Annotated in this window: 10 protein-coding genes; 7 read left to right on the top strand and 3 right to left on the bottom strand. The window is 43.6% G+C overall.

Annotated features, from left to right (window positions below; genetic code table 11):
* Positions 1–195: 195 nt before the first annotated feature.
* Entirely contained in the window at positions 196–648 is a 453-nt protein-coding gene (locus tag QUB24_RS13785) for a TerB family tellurite resistance protein (RefSeq protein ID WP_333153726.1), read from the bottom strand.
* A gap of 218 nt (positions 649–866) precedes the next feature.
* A complete protein-coding gene (locus tag QUB24_RS13790) occupies positions 867–2,036 on the bottom strand; it encodes a DUF58 domain-containing protein (protein WP_333153727.1) in 1,170 nt (389 codons plus the stop codon).
* Between the two features lie 283 nt (positions 2,037–2,319).
* Here QUB24_RS13790 and QUB24_RS13795 point away from each other — a divergent pair, with 283 nt between their 5' ends.
* The 3 genes from QUB24_RS13795 to QUB24_RS13805 all read left to right on the top strand — a co-directional run bounded on the left by QUB24_RS13795 (position 2,320) and on the right by QUB24_RS13805 (position 7,691).
* On the top strand, positions 2,320–3,600 hold the full coding sequence (locus tag QUB24_RS13795) for a PilT/PilU family type 4a pilus ATPase (protein ID WP_333153728.1): 1,281 nt from the start codon (positions 2,320–2,322) through the stop codon (positions 3,598–3,600).
* A gap of 566 nt (positions 3,601–4,166) precedes the next feature.
* Complete coding sequence (locus QUB24_RS13800; RefSeq protein ID WP_333153729.1) at positions 4,167–5,798, top strand: polysaccharide biosynthesis protein; 1,632 nt, start codon at positions 4,167–4,169, stop codon at positions 5,796–5,798.
* A 687-nt stretch (positions 5,799–6,485) separates the two neighbouring features.
* Positions 6,486–7,691, top strand: a complete 1,206-nt coding sequence (locus tag QUB24_RS13805; protein WP_333153730.1) for a glycosyltransferase family 2 protein — start codon at positions 6,486–6,488, stop codon at positions 7,689–7,691.
* 129 nt (positions 7,692–7,820) lie between these two features.
* On the opposite strand, the gene QUB24_RS13810 is transcribed toward QUB24_RS13805, so the two are convergent.
* Positions 7,821–13,751, bottom strand: a complete 5,931-nt coding sequence (locus QUB24_RS13810) for an AAA family ATPase (protein ID WP_333153731.1) — start codon at positions 13,749–13,751, stop codon at positions 7,821–7,823.
* Between the two features lie 168 nt (positions 13,752–13,919).
* Between QUB24_RS13810 and QUB24_RS13815 the strand changes: the two genes are divergently transcribed.
* The 4 genes from QUB24_RS13815 (at position 13,920) to QUB24_RS13830 (ending at position 17,291) form a co-directional block, all read left to right on the top strand.
* Complete coding sequence (locus tag QUB24_RS13815) at positions 13,920–14,078, top strand: hypothetical protein (protein ID WP_333153732.1); 159 nt, start codon at positions 13,920–13,922, stop codon at positions 14,076–14,078.
* Positions 14,079–14,250: 172 nt separating this feature from the next.
* A complete protein-coding gene (locus QUB24_RS13820) occupies positions 14,251–14,997 on the top strand; it encodes a hypothetical protein (RefSeq protein WP_333153733.1) in 747 nt (248 codons plus the stop codon).
* An 84-nt stretch (positions 14,998–15,081) separates the two neighbouring features.
* Complete coding sequence (locus QUB24_RS13825) at positions 15,082–15,276, top strand: hypothetical protein (RefSeq protein ID WP_333153734.1); 195 nt, start codon at positions 15,082–15,084, stop codon at positions 15,274–15,276.
* A 311-nt stretch (positions 15,277–15,587) separates the two neighbouring features.
* Positions 15,588–17,291 carry an NAD(P)/FAD-dependent oxidoreductase gene (locus QUB24_RS13830; protein WP_333153735.1) on the top strand — a complete coding sequence of 568 codons (1,704 nt, stop codon included), beginning with the start codon at positions 15,588–15,590 and terminating at the stop codon, positions 17,289–17,291.
* The last annotated feature ends 349 nt before the right edge of the window (positions 17,292–17,640 follow it).

Consider the following 17,640-nt stretch of genomic DNA (forward strand, 5'->3'; position numbering starts at 1 on the left):
CCTTGTTCAACACTCACAACAATAGAATACCATTATTGTTTATAATTGCTTATAAACTCAATGAAGTTTTACAATACTGTTCATAGCTTAATGCCTCCCTCATTTCATGCAGAGCAAATAAACTCAATGAACAATGCTATTCGCAGATATAAAGCCTTGAATAATTGATGGGCTAGAACCAGGAAATAGCTGAATTTAGAGATCGAATTCCCCAGGATTAATGCCCACAGCATGGCAAGCTTCTTTGACAACCTTCTTTTCATCTTTGTCAAAATTACCATCCGCACCACCGATAATAATGCCAATTTGGATGACGGCACGACCTTGGTCTAGTTTTTTATTAAGTTTCCCTATCGCTTGGATAGCCTCAATTTTACCAAAATCGAAGTCCTGTGAGAGCTTCTCACAATAAAAATCAAATTTTTGCTTTAACTCCGACGCCGGAAAAATTTGGAGTGTTTCATTGGAAATTATTAGAGCCGCCGTTTTTTGTCTTTCCTCGGTATTGATAGTGCCATCAGCAGCAATCAATGCACATATTGCCATTGAGGCATCAGCAAAATCATTGTTTTTAAACTTGGAAATATTGGTTTGCAGAGAATCATTGATTTGTGATACGTTCTGCTTTAATTTCTCCCAAAAAGTCATTTTTTCTCCTGTTTGGTGAATGAGATATGATGTTTATGACCGGAGTCACAGTAATCTAAGCTGCTCTTAACTTGCCAAGCAATTGCCAGACCCTGTAAGATCCTTAAGTTGATGAATTACACTCCTGTAGTGTATCATGGTTCTTGAGGTTTTAGATTAATCAAGTCTATCTTCATAACTAATCGCTCTTTCACAGGTTTTTTCGTGGTCTATCTTACTTAATAATTAATCGCTCTTTCCAGAGTATCTTGTAACTGAAGTTCTAACGGTCGGTCAGAGCGAATTTTCAAACCCGGTAAATCGTGTTTGACTAACGTTTTTTCGCCGGTTTCAGCAGTTGCCAACGGCCAGAGTACCCAGCGGCTGCCAGGGGAAAGAGTGCTTAAACTTGCAGAGTTTTGAGTCAGCCAAATTATCGGCAGTTTCGACCGATTATCGATCGCATCTTCCCCAGCATTAACCGCCGCTAAAGTTTCCAAAACTACCCGGTTCCCCGAAACAAGTCCAGTCCCGGCAGTCCAAAGTTTGACGTTTAACAGGCGCTTGCTAGCATAGAAGTAAAGAGACGCAGCTACTGTCACGGCTCGTTCAAATTCTTCTGGCTGCCACGCCGCAGCGCTGTCGAGAGCAATAATAATTTCTTGACCGCCTGCTGCAACTTCTAACTCTCTCACCCGCAGTTCTCCGTAGCGGGCGCTGGTGCGCCAGTGAATCAGGCGGGTGGGGTCTCCGTGGCGGTAAGGTCTCAGGTTGCGGGTGAGGCCTTCGGTAGCAGTTTGCGATCGACTGCGATTGTAAAATTGCGGGCTGTCTTCTTGACCGATGCGATCGATCAAAGGACAAGTGCTCAACGGCAAAACTTGTGGATAGACAACCGCCAGCGCTTTGACTGCGCGACTGCGCCGGCACCAAAACAACCCTAAAGGTGCCGCCGTCCTCAAGTTTACCTCTTGCCAACGATAGACGCCGCGCTGCCGGACTTCCAGATAGTATGTATCCCTGTATATACTGTTCGGCTCTATGACTTCGATCGGGCGGACGACCGGTTCTCCCAATACAAACGGCAAGATGTCTATCACTTGCAACAAAGTCTTAGGTTGGCGGGCGCGATTTTCGATTTCTAGTTCGACGGTGATTTGATCGCCCGCACTCACCGGTTCGATCGGGCGGCGACGGACTTCCAGCGAACGGAGCGATTTTCCCGGCAAAACCGCCGCTACTCCCAACAGCGCTAAACCCCCACCGCTGAGCACGTACAGCCACCCAGACATTGTATTAGTCGCTGACCCAAAAAAGAAAACCGTCATCCCCGACAGCAGCCAACCCGCGTAGGCAGGGGTAACAGCGCGATTTTCGAGCCAGTCGGCGATTTTGTGACCGATGTTCATAGGAGTTGAAATTGTTAATTACTCGATCGCCCCATCAAGCCTAATTGTAAATTATTCTCAGCATTTAGCACCGAATTAGCGGAGAGCGATTAGATTAGAAATCTGGCATTTTTTCGCAATAAATCTACATTGACCCCGCCCAAAAACGGATACCCTGCCACGTACACTCAGTCAGGGTCGAGCCCAAAATTTTAGACTCTAGTTCCTGCTCCCAGATTAATCTGTGGAGTAAATCTAAAATCTAAAATCTAAAATCTAAAATAGACTGACTGGAGACCAAAAAATGAACCCATTAAACAATCCTACACCCCTTCGACCAGAGGCTCAAGCCCGCCGAACACCGCCCCCGCCCCCGCCCTTGGCTGCAACTCCCGCGCCACCTCCTGCACCAGCGCCGAGTGCGCCCCCCGCAGCCCAGAAGCGGTCTGTTGAGACACCCGTCAGTACGATCGAACAAATGGTCAGAGATGCCCATGCAGCGAGCGCTTCCGACATTCACATTCGAGTCGGCCAAGTACCTCGATTTCGGATTCGGGGCGTGATGCAAGTAGCAACTAACCACCCCAAAGTAACCCCAGAAATTTTTGAAAATTACCTAGCCGAAATTCTCACCCCCGAACAGCGAAAACAGTTTGCAACTACCAAGGAATTAGACTCAGCAATTTTTTACCCTGGCTTCGTGCGGTGTCGGCTAAACTGTTTTGATTCCCTCAGCGGCGGTGCCTTAGTATTGCGGTTGATTAGTTTGGAAATACCTACTATCGATTCCTTGAGGTTGCCAGAAGTTTTCAAAAATATCATTTTGCGATCGCAGGGATTAATATTGGTTACGGGGCCTACCGGTTCGGGGAAATCGACAACCGTAGCTGCGATGATCGACCACCTCAATCAGATGGAGCAAAAGCACGTAGTTACAATTGAAGACCCGATCGAATTCATTCACCCTTCAAAAAAATGCTTGGTCAGCCAGCGGGAAGTGGGCTTGCATACCCACGAGTTTCAGCAGGCTTTGCGGGCTGTTTTGCGGGAAGATCCAGATGTAATTCTGATCGGGGAAATGCGCGATCGCGTTACCATCAATACAGCGTTGCAAGCCGCTCAAACTGGTCACTTAGTATTGGGAACTCTCCACACTCGCAGCGCCATTAATGCTATTAATCGGTTGTTGAACCTCTACCCACCCGAGGAACAACAGGCGATGCGGATTCAAATTTGCGATTCTTTAGTAGCGGTAATTGCCCAACTTTTGCTGCCAACAGTTGATAACCGTCGGGTAGCAGTTCACGATATTTTGGTGAATACACCTGCCATGCACGATTACTTGATGAAAGGTGCTGATGATGAAGCTGTCCGATTAATGGAACATGATACTTACGAAGGAATGCAGATTATCAACCAGGGTCTTTACAAACTGGTGCTTGAAGGCAGAGTGACGATCGAAGAAGCAGCAAAAATTTCTCCCGAAGCCAGCGATTTAGACCGCCGCTTGCGGACAGGAGGCTACGATGTTGCCGACGCTCGCGGCTTTGAAGGCAGCAAAAAAGAACGCACCGTTCGCGCCTAGTAGCAGCACACATACAGGGGTAGGCACAGCAGGACTACCCCACCCCTCAAGTAACAAGATTTTCAGCAGATAGAAATATTTGCTTAAGGCTTTTGTGCGTATTTTTACTTAAACTTCAACTATGTTTAGTAACCCAAAATACATTTTACTTACAAAGTAAAATGCTATAATCAAGGTAAAGTGTATTGTTAAGTTTTTTAAACGTAGATCCTACTTTACATAAACTTTAAAATTACGTGAAAACTCGCAGGTTATTGCAAAGAAATAGTAAAGATATGTTCGGAGTATTGCCAACAATCAGCAATTTAAGTATATAGTTGTAGTGACAAATTTTGGACAGAGAACATTCCGACTTTGCCGATATTTGCCGATCGCAAAAGCAAGCAGGTTAAAAAAGCGCTTAATAAAACTACAAGCAGAGCCGATAGCGTGTCTTTCCGATTAAGTAGCTTTCCGTCGAAAAAATCTTAAAACCAAGCAGACTTTTAAAGATTCTCTCCCTCGAAAATTTGTTAAACAACGCGCTTATCAGCAACCGTATTTCTAGAATTTAAAGGAGCAAAAAAGTGAAGAGTGCATTTAACCAAAGAGAAGTGTTTGAAGGTGCCAGCAAAGCGGAAATAATTGAGCGCATCCAGCAGCTAGTTCCGCCCGGTTCCCCGGAACCCCAAGATCCTGAAATCCTGGCGGCCTTACAAACTCTCACCGCACAGCTAATCTCCGCCTATCAAGCCGACGGACAATTAGAAAGCGAACCTTTTAGCGACGTGCGCGGTCGCACTATTCACCTATACGCATCCACAGTCAGCAGCCAAATCAAAGGAAAAACCATCCTCATCACCGGTGGAGAAGGATGTGTCGGCAGTTTCTTAATCGCCAAACTCCTCGAATTAGGCGCAACTAAAATCATTTCCGCTGACAACGCCCGATGTCAAAACCCCGAAGAAAATCTCCCGCTTTTTACCAGAGAAGGTGCTGTAACTTTCTATGCCGCCGACATTCGCAACTTGGAGGCGCTCAAACACATATTTGAGGTAGAAAAACCAGCAATTGTTTTTCACCTAGCAGCCCAGCGCCAACCCGGACTAGCTGAAATCAAAATCCGAGAAACAGTTACAACCAGCCTGTTAGGATGTAAACACGTCATCCAACTCTGCGAAGAATACGGCGTAGAACACTGCATCTTCTCTTCTACAGGCAAAACATCTCGATATTTTACAACCGAAGTTTACGCCGCCTCGAAGAAGTTTGCCGAATGGCAATTTGCCAAAGCAGCTCAAGAAGGAGATGTGACTTACGGGATGGTTCGCTTTACTCATATGTTGGAAAATAGCTTGTTCTGCGAGCAAATGTCCAAAAAAGTAGAGCAAGGTAAAACCGTCAACGTTCACGCTCCCCACCGCTACGTAACTGCTCAAAATCTTTTTGAAGCGGTACATTTATTGCTAAATTCTCTGATTGTGTCCGTTCCCGGAAAACTGAAATTTGTTGCCGTAAGTAATCTCGGTTGGCCGACAGAAACCTTGGAAGTAGCTCTTTATAAAATTCTTGAATCAGGCAAAAATCTGCCGATTTATTTTCAAGGACTTTTGCCGGGATATGAAGAACCGTTTTTCCTAGGACAATTTGACTGGAAAAAACCTACAGACATTCACCTCCTAATTAATGTGTTGGAAGACCCTTTTAGAAGTGTTAACGATACTGGCGACATGGTGAGTGTAGAATTAGCTCCTTTTTCTTTGCCCGTCTTAGATAAACAAGTGTCAAAGCTGGAAAGTTTAATCATTGATCCAGATTTCCCCGAAGTGCAAATCAAGCACGCTCTTGTCGCAGCGGAAAAAGAAGTGATTGCTTCCTCTTTTGCGTGGAGTGCCCCTGAAGACTTGTTGAAGATTTTGCAGTGGGGAATCAATCCGAAGAAATTGCAAGGTTACGGAACGGAAATCGCTGACTATAGCGAGATTATCGAACTCCTCCTGCAAGGAATTTGCGGGCGGCTTAACCAAGAAGTCTTGCACAGTGCTGAAGTTACGGCAGATGAGTTTGATGACTTAGTTGAGAGTCTTTCTACCCTGGATTTGATTCAAGCAGAAGTGGGATATTTGCGATCGATATCGAGATATCTCAGAGAATTTGCACCCCCCGCACAGTTCACCACCAAAAAATCTGAACCTGTTGCTATCCGCGATGCAGCGTAGCTTGAACATAGTTTTCAGTTTGGAGATTGCTTTGTGAGTGCCCACCCACAGGGGATGAGTTATATCAATTCCGGTTGCAGGAGGGAAATGATTGTTGACAGTTGACAGTTGACAGTTGACAGTTGACAGTTGACTCGGTGTCGAAAAACTGAATGGTTGAGTGTTAACTCTTGACTCGATTTTATTATTCCGATGCAACCGGATTTGATGTTAAACATGGACTAAGTGTTTAGTGGATTAAAAATAGAACACCTAGAAACCTGGTTTCTAAAAGAAACCAGGTTTCTGCTGTCTGGGCTTGTTTGAGGTGTAATTAAATTGAGTGACTTAACATTGTCAGAATTGACATGATATGATATTATTGGCGACCGCACAACCGCAATCAAATTAATTTGTAGGGATGACGCTAGTCCTAGTAGTTTTAGGAGGACTTAAGTTCTCACAACAAATGTGAGAAGGGTGATTTTTTGCGGGCATGATATGATGATATAGCAATCCTTGCAGGATTCGTAAATTTTTGACCCCACCCCAACCCTCCCCTTATCAAGGGGAGGGAGTAAGAAATTTACAAATGATTGAGGATCGCTATACTTTAGATAGCGTGGCGCCGTGAGTTAACAAAGGTGCAATAATATTAAATAAACTCAATGAACGCGACAAATAAAATTAAATTAAGGTACTAGAATTGTGGAAATTAATCAGCTACTATTCCTATTGATAGATGTTGTGCTATTGGCGATCGCCCTGATCCTTCTAATTCCCGTTGCAGTTCTATTTCTAGAATGCAGTGCAGCTTTCTTGTCGGGCCAGGGCGAGACAGCGGAAACTAAAGCGCCCCGCCCCAAAGTAGCAGTTTTAATTCCCGCTTACAACGAAGCTGCAGGAATTGCCGCCACCATCTCCACAATCTTGCCACAGCTAACACCTCAAGACCGCCTCTTAGTGATTGCTGACAACTGCACGGACGCCACGGCAGAAATCGCCCGTAACTGCGGTGCAAGTGCGATCGAGCGCCAAGACACACAACGCAAGGGCAAAGGATACGCACTGGATTTTGGCTTGCAGTCGATCGAATCAGACCCCCCCGAAGTAGTCATCATGGTTGACGCAGACTGCATCTGTCAGCCAGACTCTATAGAAAAATTAGCCAGGGTTGCAATTGCTGAACAAAGACCCGTACAAGCGACTTATTTAATGGAACAGCCACCAAATCCTACTCCCAAAGATTCCATTTCTGCTTTAGCATTTCTTGTGAAAAACTTAGTCCGTCCCAGCGGCTTAAAACAGTTAGGATTCCCATCATTACTAACAGGTACTGGCATGGCTTTTCCCTGGTCGATAATTCGATCGGTTTCCCTAGCTAGCAGCAATATTGTTGAAGATATGCAGATGAGTTTGGATTTGGCGATCGCCGGACACCCAACAGTATTCTGCCCCGAAGCCAACGTCACCGGGTGTTTGCCACAGCAGCAACAAGCAGCTAAAAGTCAAAGAACCAGGTGGGAACACGGTCACATACAGACATTGTTAACTCAAACTCCCCGGCTGACAGCAGCTTCAGTCGAGCAAAAACGTTTTGACTTATTGGCGATCGCCCTCGACTTATCCGTCCCTCCCCTATCGCTTTTAGTCGCTATCTGGCTAGCTGCTTTTGCCGCCTCTTTACTAGCAGCAATTTTGGGAACATCCCCAATTCCCGCCGTCTTGTTAGCAGTACAAGGATTGCTGATTTTAGTTTCAATTGTCGGCGCTTGGGCAAAATTCGGGCGTGCCGATATTTCTGGCTCAACTCTTTTATCTGTACCTTTTTACATCCTCTGGAAAATCCCTTTGTATCTGGGTTTTCTGCTGAAGCGGCAGACTAAATGGGTGCGGACAGAACGCGATGTTTAATATTGACATTGAGAATTTTTAACCGCAGATATCAGCCGATAAACACAGATGAACGCAGATAGAATTCTATCTGCGTTCATCGGCGTTTATCGGCTGTTAAAAAAACTTATATAAAAACTTAAAAAAAGTTCACTGCTTCACGGGAATTTCAATCACAAACTCAGTCCCTTCACCGGGCGCGGAAAAGCACATTAGCTTCCCGCCGTGTTTCTCGACTACAATCTGATAACTGATACTCAACCCTAAACCAGTACCTTGGCCCACAGGTTTTGTAGTAAAGAAAGGGTCAAATATTCGCGATCGTACTTCCTCCGTCATCCCCCGACCATTATCAGCAATATAAATTCTCACCAAGTTTTTGTCGCATACCTCAGTCCGAATCTTAATCTTTCGCTCAAAGATTGGAGATAAAGGATTTTCGAGTTTGGCAGTTGTATCCGGTCGCCCAACTCCTAACTCCACAGCATCAATTGCATTGCTCAAAATATTCATAAACACCTGATTTAACCCCGAAGCATAACAATTTACCTTCGGCAGTTTACCGTACTCTTTAACTACCTCAACGCCATGTCCGAGTGCATCCTTTTTCAACCTATGCTGCAAAATTAGCAGAGTCGAATCAATCCCGGAGTGAATATCCACTGGTTTCATCTCGGCTTCATCCAGGCGCGAGAAATTCCGCAGTGACAGCACAATATTGCGAACGCGATCGACCCCAACCTGCATTGATTTTAGAATTTTAGGCAAATCTTCTTGAATAAAAGCGAGGTCAATATCTTCTGTTTTAGCAACAATCTCAGGATTAGTATTCGGGTAAGACTCCTGGTAAAGCTCAATCAATCCCAGCAAATCTGAGCTATAATCGTTAGCATGGAGAACATTGCCATAAATGAAATTAATCGGATTATTAATTTCGTGAGCAACCCCCGCCACCAACTGCCCCAAAGAAGACATTTTTTCCGTTTGAATTAGTTGAGTCTGCGTCGAGCGTAATTGGGACAAAGTAACTTCTAATTGTGTCGCTTTTTCTCTCAATTGCCCCTCAGACAGTCGCAAAGCATCCTCCGCTAACTTGCGCTCCGTAATGTCCTGTATCGTCCCAAATAACTTAATCACCTTACCGCCATCAAAAATAGCTTGCGCCTTAAGATAAATATATCTGACAGCTCCATCAGCGCGCAAAATTCTCATCTCATACTCGCAAGGATTTCCTAATAGACTAATCTGCTCTACTGCCTCTAACCACAACTTTAGGTCATCTGGATGAATTTGCTTCCTGTGTTCTAAAATAGTCGGTTCTGGTAGTTTAGGGTCAAGGCCAAAAATTCGGAATACTTCCTCAGACCAAGTTAATTTATCCCCCTCCAAATCAAATTCCCAGTTGCCGAGGTGCGCCAGTTTTTGAGCTTCTTGCAGCTTAGCTTCTTTAGTCTTTAATTCCTGCGTGCGCTCTTCTACTCTCACCTCCAGCGTCCGGGAATAATCCTCCAACTGTTCCTTAGCCTCCGACAAATTAGCAACAAGTACCGCATTTTCTAGAGAGATAGCAGCTTGGGAAGAAAGTATTTTCAAAACTTCCAACCTAGTTGGAGAAAACGCTTCAGTAGCTAAATTATTTTCCAGATAAAGGAGACCTACGAGTTTGCTTTGATTCAGAATAGGAGTACAAAGCGCAGATTTCACTTGCTGCCTTTTAATATAGGGATCGTCTGTAAATAGACCTTCTATAGCAGCCTGACTTAAAACTACATCTAAGTGCGTTTTTTCAACATAATTAATCACGGTTATTGGCAAAACCTCTGCAGGAGATACTCTAGGGCATTGTTCAACTGCAACATCCGAAGACTCCACCGATGCCGCTGCTTCAATCCGCAATTTTCCGTCCTTGGGCATCAGGAGAAAACCTTTTTGTGCCCCAGCATTCTCGATCGCCATTTTCATTAATTTTTCTAACAACTTGTCCAACACAATTTCACTAGCTAGCGCTTGAGATGCTTTAACAACAGTTGTCAAATCCAATAAACTGCTGTGACTGCTGCTCGTGCTATAATTAGTGCTAGTAATAGTTCGATCTCCGCTGGATCTTCCTGCCGATACAGGGGGTAAAGAAATCGGATATTCTGACTCCAAATGTTTGACCTTGGCGGTTGCTCCCCAATGAATATAGCCGTAGTAAGCATCTATTAGATAACTCTGAGCCACTTTGTTTCGACCGCGAGCCAGATAAAATTCTGCCGCGCGTTCGTTGGCTAGCGCTTCTTCGTGGATGTATTCATTTTCCGAAGCTCCTTTCACCGCTCGATCGTAATACAGAGCCGCTTTTTCATATTGTCCCAATACTCGCGCTTTCTCTGCCTCTACCAAGTCATATTTATGCTGATAATTTCCCGGAGAGTTCACAGCCCAATGCTTCATTTTTTTCTGAAGCGAAACAACTTTTTTTAAATATTTTTTCTGTTCAAAATTTGAAGCTGTGGGATACAAAGCTAAGAGTGCTAGGGAATAGTAAAAATTGTGGAATGGAACATAGATCATGCCCATCACAGCCTCAGAATAATTTGATGCCATAATGGCATTATCAGCAGATATTGCATAATCTTTAAATAGATAATTTAGCCATGATTTAGACAAATATACTACAAATATTACCAGATTATTTTGACCCTCCCTTAATCCTGGTAGCATAGTTTCTTCATTAAACTTTTCGCCCGTCAATAGGCAAGGATTGGCTGTTTTACATTGCAAGTTTAAGACAACTTGCGCCCCTACTCGGGCTTGATAAATCATAAATTCATTCTTATAATTCACCAACATTTGAATATAGTGACTCTGCTTAGTCTCCACAGAATCCAGAGGTTCCCCACTCAAAAATATATAATTGCTGTAAAAACTAGCACAATAACAAGCATTGTTGACATCTCCCGTTTCCAGTCCACTCTGAATACCCTCAAGTAAACCGCTAAGACTTTCCCTGACGTGCTCAGACCAGTGACGGATAAAACCATTAAAAATTAGTGAAATTTGAGAGTTGTACAAGTTGGTGTGGAATCGTTCTAAAAGTGCCTGAGCCATTTGACCGTATCGGTATCCAGAATTCATATCGCCTAACACCCCACACTGGAGCGAAGCATAGTTTGAATACCCAACACTAGATAGTGGCGTATTCCCGTACTTAAGAGAAAGAGTAACAATTTTAAAAGCGATCAGTGGGAACATATCGGGTAATGCTATAAAAGCAGCCGGAACCATATTCGTTAAAATCCGTATAGCCGCAATTTTATTAGGGTCAGTCATTGGTGGCAGTTGTAATAAATCCTCAATCTGCTTATTTCTTAAAGCTAGTTTTGTGCGAAATAGCTCCATTAAAATATTTAGTTTTTGTGGATTTTTAGGTATGTACACTCCCAGCATTATCAAAGCTTCTAGAGCTATATTTATCGAAGCTTGGGCTTGATTTTGATTGAAGTAAAAAATAACTTTTAGCTCATAAACGGGGAGTTTGTCTAGCAAAGTTTGGGCGCGGGACATGATAACATTTGATAGGTGAAATGAGCGCTCAAAATCGGTATTTATATACGAAGCTTCCAGTGCTTCGGAATGGATTTCCATGATTAAATCGTAGTGACTCTGCCAAGCTCCATCGGGTAGAAGTTCTAGACCTGCATTAAAATATTTGAGCGCTGCTTGATAGGCGGCACAACTCTTAGCTTTCTTACCTGCTATGAGATTAAAGTTAGCTAGTTCAGTTCGCTGTTCCTGATTTGTGATGAATTCCACCCCGATATTGAGTTGGTTGACAATATCAAAGATATTTTCTGCTATCTCCGATGCCGTAGGGGCCGTGCCCCCGTGCCCGCGGTGCAATAGCATGGAGCCGATTTTTAAGTGAGTTTGTTTTTTCTCGGAGTCAGGGATGAGAGAATAGGCGGCTTGCTGTACGCGATCGTGCAAAAACCTGTAATCAATTGAGCGTTGCATAATTGCGGGATGATTTTGATTGTTTTGTGGGATGGGCGTCCCGCCCCTCCGGTGTGTTTTCACTATTTCTTCATCAAGCATCGGAATTTTGTAAGCATCGCTCATTGGCAGAATTAAACCAGCTTGAAGTGCATCCCATAAATGAGCCGCCGTTTCCGGGCCCGATTTTTCCCTAACAATCGCCAAATTTTCTAAATTAAAACGGTTGCCCATACAAGCAGCTAATTTCAATACTTGCTGCGTCTCCTCCGGCAGTTGTTGCAGATTCCGAGCAACTAATTCAACGACACTGTAATCTGCAATGCCAGCGGCTTCAATTTCCGTGATGTCCCACTGCCATGCACCAACAGTGAAATCAAAAACTAACAGTTGTTCTGAGTGAATAGTTGAAAGAAGTTGAGTTATAAAAAATGGATTTCCGCCAGTTTTATTAAAAATTAACTCGGTCAAAGATTTTAAGTTTTCAGTTTGATTACCCAAAGTATCGCATACTAGCTCAGTGACGCTGCTCAAATCTAAACATGGGAGGATAATGTGATGCACAGCAGCACCACTCTGTTGAATTTTTTCTACAGTTTGAACTAACGGATGAGTCGAATTCACTTCGTTATCTCGATAGGCCCCTATCAGTAAAAAATATCGGCAATCTTGGTCAGTAACTAATTCCTCAATCAATTTTAAGGAAGCTAAATCTGCCCACTGCAAATCATCCAAAAATAGAACTAATGGCTGTTCGGCTTGGGCAAACACATTCATGAATTCTTTAAACAATCGATTAAAGCGATTTTGAGATTCTGTCGGCCCCAATTGTGGAACAGCAGGCTGCGAACCAATTATTAGTTCGACGGAAGGGATGACATCAATAATAATTTCACCGTTATTACCCAGCTTTGACAACAGCTTTTCTTTCCAAATTGTTAATTCTTCTGAGCTGGTTGTTAATAACTGCTGGATCAATGACTCAAAGGCTTGAGTTATTGCAGCATAAGGAATATCCCGCTTAAACTGGTCAAATTTTCCAGCAATAAAATAACCCCGTTGCCTGACAATTGGTTTGTGGATTTCACTGACAACTGAGGTTTTACCGATGCCTGAGTAACCGCTTACCAACACCATCTCTGTTTTCCCAAAGCTGACTCGCTCGAATGATGCCATCAAATCAGCGACTTCTTGTGTGCGACCGTAGAGTTTTTGGGGAATCAAAAATTGACCAGATTTGTCAAGTGTCCCTGGAATAAAATTTTCAATTTTGCCAGTAGTTTGTAGCTGAGTTAGACAATTTTCCAGGTCTGCTTTTACTCCAAAGGCACTTTGATATCTGTCTTCGGCATTTTTAGCTAATAGTTTCATGACAAGGGATGAAATTATCTGCGGGACTTGATTGTTTAGTTGATGGGGAGGAACTGGCGTCACCGCAATGTGGCTGTGAATTAATTCTAGCGGGTCGGTTGAATTAAAGGGCAACTCTCCTGTTAGCATTTCATAAAAGGTGATGCCTAGAGAGTACAAGTCAGTTCGGTAGTCGAGGTCTCGGTTCATCCGACCAGTTTGCTCTGGGGATATATAGGCTAGAGTGCCTTCTAGCACCATAGTATTGCTATTTTGGTGGACTTCTCTCGATAGGCGCGTCGCCATGCTAAAGTCGGTGATTTTTACTTGTTCAAAATCGGGTGTTATGATAATATTTGAGGGTTTTATATCTTTATGAATAATCTGGTTTTGATGCACTTCTCCGAGAGTTTGAGCCACTTGAATAGCTAGTGGCAAAAATTTATGAAGTTTAATGCTTTTACCCGCTTGATGGTGCTTGAGAGATTGACCGCCACAATCTTCTAAGATCAGAGCGAAACTGTTGTTATATTTTTCTAAGCTATGGGGTTTGACAATCCCTTCGAGTTTGAGATTCGAGCTAATTTTGTATTCATGTCTCAAACGGGTAATTTCTTCTATTGTGGGGTACTCGGTATTGAGTGTTTTAATAATGACTGACGATTGATCGGATTCCCTGACTCCGCGATAAATGATCGACTTCACACCAAGTTGAACAACTTCTGTGATTTTGTAACCGGGAAGTGTATTCATGGCTTTTATTCTGTGACGAAATTTTTAGTAAACATTGCGCTTGATATCGAGCGAATCTCTGGCGAACTCTATTTAAGTATTTTTTGTAATTATGGTAATTTGGGATACCTTACAATCTAAGTAATTACTCAGGGATTTTTTAGATAGCGAGATGCCTAAACTTTGAAAGTGCCTGGACGGGCGGACAGCCAAACATCTGGTTTGAACTCCGACTTAATCATGTACGGTCTGACACCTCACCGAGTTGATTACCATATTGTAACAAATTCTGTGATGTCGATCGCACACATGACAGACAAATTTTTATATACTCAAGGTTTTGCTTAATGTTTGAGCCCGGTAACCAACAACGAAGGGGACGCCCGGGGCAGGAAAACGCAGGTTTAGGCGATCGAGAACATAATTAAACGTGATGTCAAACACAACAATTATTGATTCAAATCACATTTACGTCGTGATTAAGTTACTAGCCTATAGATTCAGAATCAGGTGAATCACAATGGAAGAAGTCCTAGAATTGATTGAAAAGAAGAAGCAAGAATTTGCTAAAGCAGAGCTATTTGAGTTTATGCGAGACAAAAGTATAGACCCAAGACAACGCCTAGCTTTCGCTCCCTGCATTGCTCACTTTGCAATGAGTTTTGGTGAATTGAACCAGTCTATTTTCCGAGAAGAACCAACCAACGATCCTCTTCAGGCAATGATCAACAATCATACTTACGAAGACGATCATCACTGGTTGTGGTTTTTGGCAGACATGGAAACACTGGGTATTAATAACAAATCCTTGAAGTTCAGCGATGCTTTGAATTTTGTCTGGAGTGAACAACTAAAAGCTTCACGGTTGGTAACATATCAAATTTTTCGATACGCTTTTGGAGCCAGTCCCATCACTAAGCTAGCAATTTTGGAAGTGGTAGAAGCATCGGGTAACGTGTTCTTGTCAGCGACAGCATCAATTGCCGAAGAACTCCGATCAATTACTAAAAAGGAGCTTATCTATTTTGGCTGTTTTCATTTGGACGTGGAAACAGGTCATACTACAGGGACGCCGGATGTGGAGCAATCTATCAAAAATATACCACTGACTATTGAGAGCCGTCAAGAGATTTTTGAAATAGTTGAGAATTTGTTTGAAATTTTCACGAAACAGATTGCTGAACTTCTGGTTTATGCAAAAACCCATAGCTTTGACCAACCTTTTGCCCAGCCCCGCGAGATTTTGCAACCTTTAAAAGCTGCGTAGCTTACGAGATGTAAAATTTGCAACTTTTAGAACCAGATCAATCTTAGAATTAGACAAAATCTATTACTTACAAGGAGACCTATCATGTCACAACTTAACAGCAATTCTTCTACGCTCATGAATGAACTAGAACCGAATTTGATCCACACTTGGACTGAGAATTTGGATATCGCTCACACTTGGACTGAGAATCTGGATATTGCTCACACTTGGACTGAGAATTTGGATATTGCTCACACTTCTCCCATAGCTGAAGATGAGAAAGTAGCAGTCGGATAAAATCTGTTGCAAACTGAAAGGTTGCACCAATGTCGATCGGGGGCTTTTTCGTGGGTGGGGGCGGGTTTACTTAACCTGTTTGTACCATTTAAAGCGGTTGGTGAACCCGCCCCTACAAATTTTTGATACTGGTGCCACATCTCAGCTAAAACCTGTTGTAAATAACTATTCAGCCACCGAATGATGGGCGGGTTTATTTAACCTGTTTGTACCATTTAAAGCGGTTGGTGAGGGGAATCCCTACAAGTTAAGAATAGTTAGACATTTTTCTCGTCAATACCCAAATTCAGCATCTACTATTTCTCTGTGATATGAGCCATTACGACGTTGTAATTGTGGGCGGCGGCCCCGCTGGGAGCACTGCTGGCACTCTGATCAAGAAATACAATCCCAATCTGAGCGTGCTAATCCTAGAGAAAGAAAAATTCCCTCGCGATCATGTTGGGGAAAGTCAATTGCCTCAAATTAGTGATGTGCTTCAAGAAATGGGATGTTGGGACAAAGTAGAAGCAGCCGACTTCCCAATTAAAATCGGTGCTACCTATCGCTGGGGAACAGATCCGCATCCTTGGGATTTTAATTTTATCAAGCCTGAACAGTTTAAAGATGAGCAACGTCCTGCTAAATTTGAGGGACAGAGACGGCAAACTGCTTTCCAAGTCGATCGAGCAAAATATGACGAAATTTTGCTGCGTCACGCGGAAGAAATGGGATGTTTAGTAAGAGAAGAAACGCCCGTTGTTAAAGTAGATATAGAGGGCGATCGCATTACCGCCCTGCACCTGCGGCAAGAACAAATAACTGCCCGCTACTACATCGACGCCTCCGGCCACATCGGCGTGTTGCGGCGAGTGTTAGGAATTGAAACACACTGCCCGACGCGGTTGCAAAATATCGCTATCTGGGACTACTGGACAAACGCTGAATGGGCCGATGAAATTGGCGTTGGTGGCACCCGCGTACAGGTAATGAGTTTGAGTCACGGGTGGATTTGGTTTATTCCCTTGGGCCCCACTCGCACCAGTATCGGCTTTATTTGCCCTGTGGAACATTACAAGCAGATGAAACAGCGGCCAGAGGAGATATATTCTCAAGCACTCAACAGCGAACCCCGCATCAGCAAGTTAATCGCTAATGCTACCAGTACCGGAAAGATTGAAACTACAAAAGATTGGTCATTTTTGGCTGATAGAACAGTAGGAGAAAACTGGTTTTTGGTCGGAGAAGCGGCAGGTTTTGCTGATCCAATTTTAGCTGCTGGCATGACTTTAGCTCACACTGGTGCCCGTGAAGTGGCTTACACAATTTTGGAACTAGAGCAGCAGAAGCACGAGGCTAACTGGCTGAAAACTCAATACGATCACAATCAGCGCAGCCGAGTTAAAAAGCACATTCGGTTCGCGGATTACTGGTACGCTGCTAATGGTCAGTTCACTGATTTACAAGAGCATTCTAGGGAAATCGCGCGGGATTCTGGGTTGAATTTAAGCCCGGAAAAAGCTTTTCAGTGGTTGGCTCAAGGCGGATTCACGAATGATATTTTGGGTCAAGCTGTGATTGCTGGATTTGATTTGGGTTCTATGAAACAGGTGATGCAACGCTTTTCGCAGCAGGAGGTTCCGTGGCTACTTTCGGCATACAATGTGTTTCAGTTAGATTTATTGGATGCGGAAGTCGAGTTTGTAGCTGTTTATGATGCTGGTCAAATTAGCAAGATCAAGTGTTATGTGAAGAACGGTCAGCGCTTGCCTGTTACAGGTTTATATGGTTTGCTGATTGACATTTTGGGCCGCACTCAGTACATTGAACAAATTTATCGGCAGTTGGTACTGGTGTTTAAGGAACGTTTTTCTGTGCAACACGCACGAGTAGCTCTTCATCAAGCCCTTGGTTGCTTGGAGGTGATGGTGAGTTCTGGTATTGTCAAGGCGATATTAAACCCGGAGTTGTCTAAGTTGAATATTTCCATACCTATGGAAGGTGAGTTAATTCACACTCACAGGGATGTGAATTAAGGCGCTACCAGAAAGCTTGACCCCAAACCATCTCAAGTCTTAAAAAACAAAAAGTCTGAAGCTGGAAAATTCCAACTTCAGACTTTTACTAACTCCCCGGGTAGGATTTGAACCTACGACCAATCGGTTACACTTATCCCGACGTTTCCGAAGGGGGCGGACTATTTCATCATCCCTACAAATCATGTTTGTGATTTGTCGTCGGATGTCGGGCGCTATGAGATTTATTGGTTAGGCTCCTCATCTCTAGTCTCTGCACCTTTCCGGCTACTTGCGATCGTAACCGCTGCCTTTCGCCAGACTTGGCTCAAGATTGCCGCCACCCGAAGTGCTGCGGTTTCCTTGAATT

Origin of the sequence: Microcoleus sp. B9-D4 (assembly GCF_036705105.1) — a bacterium.
GTDB lineage: Bacteria > Cyanobacteriota > Cyanobacteriia > Cyanobacteriales > Microcoleaceae > Microcoleus.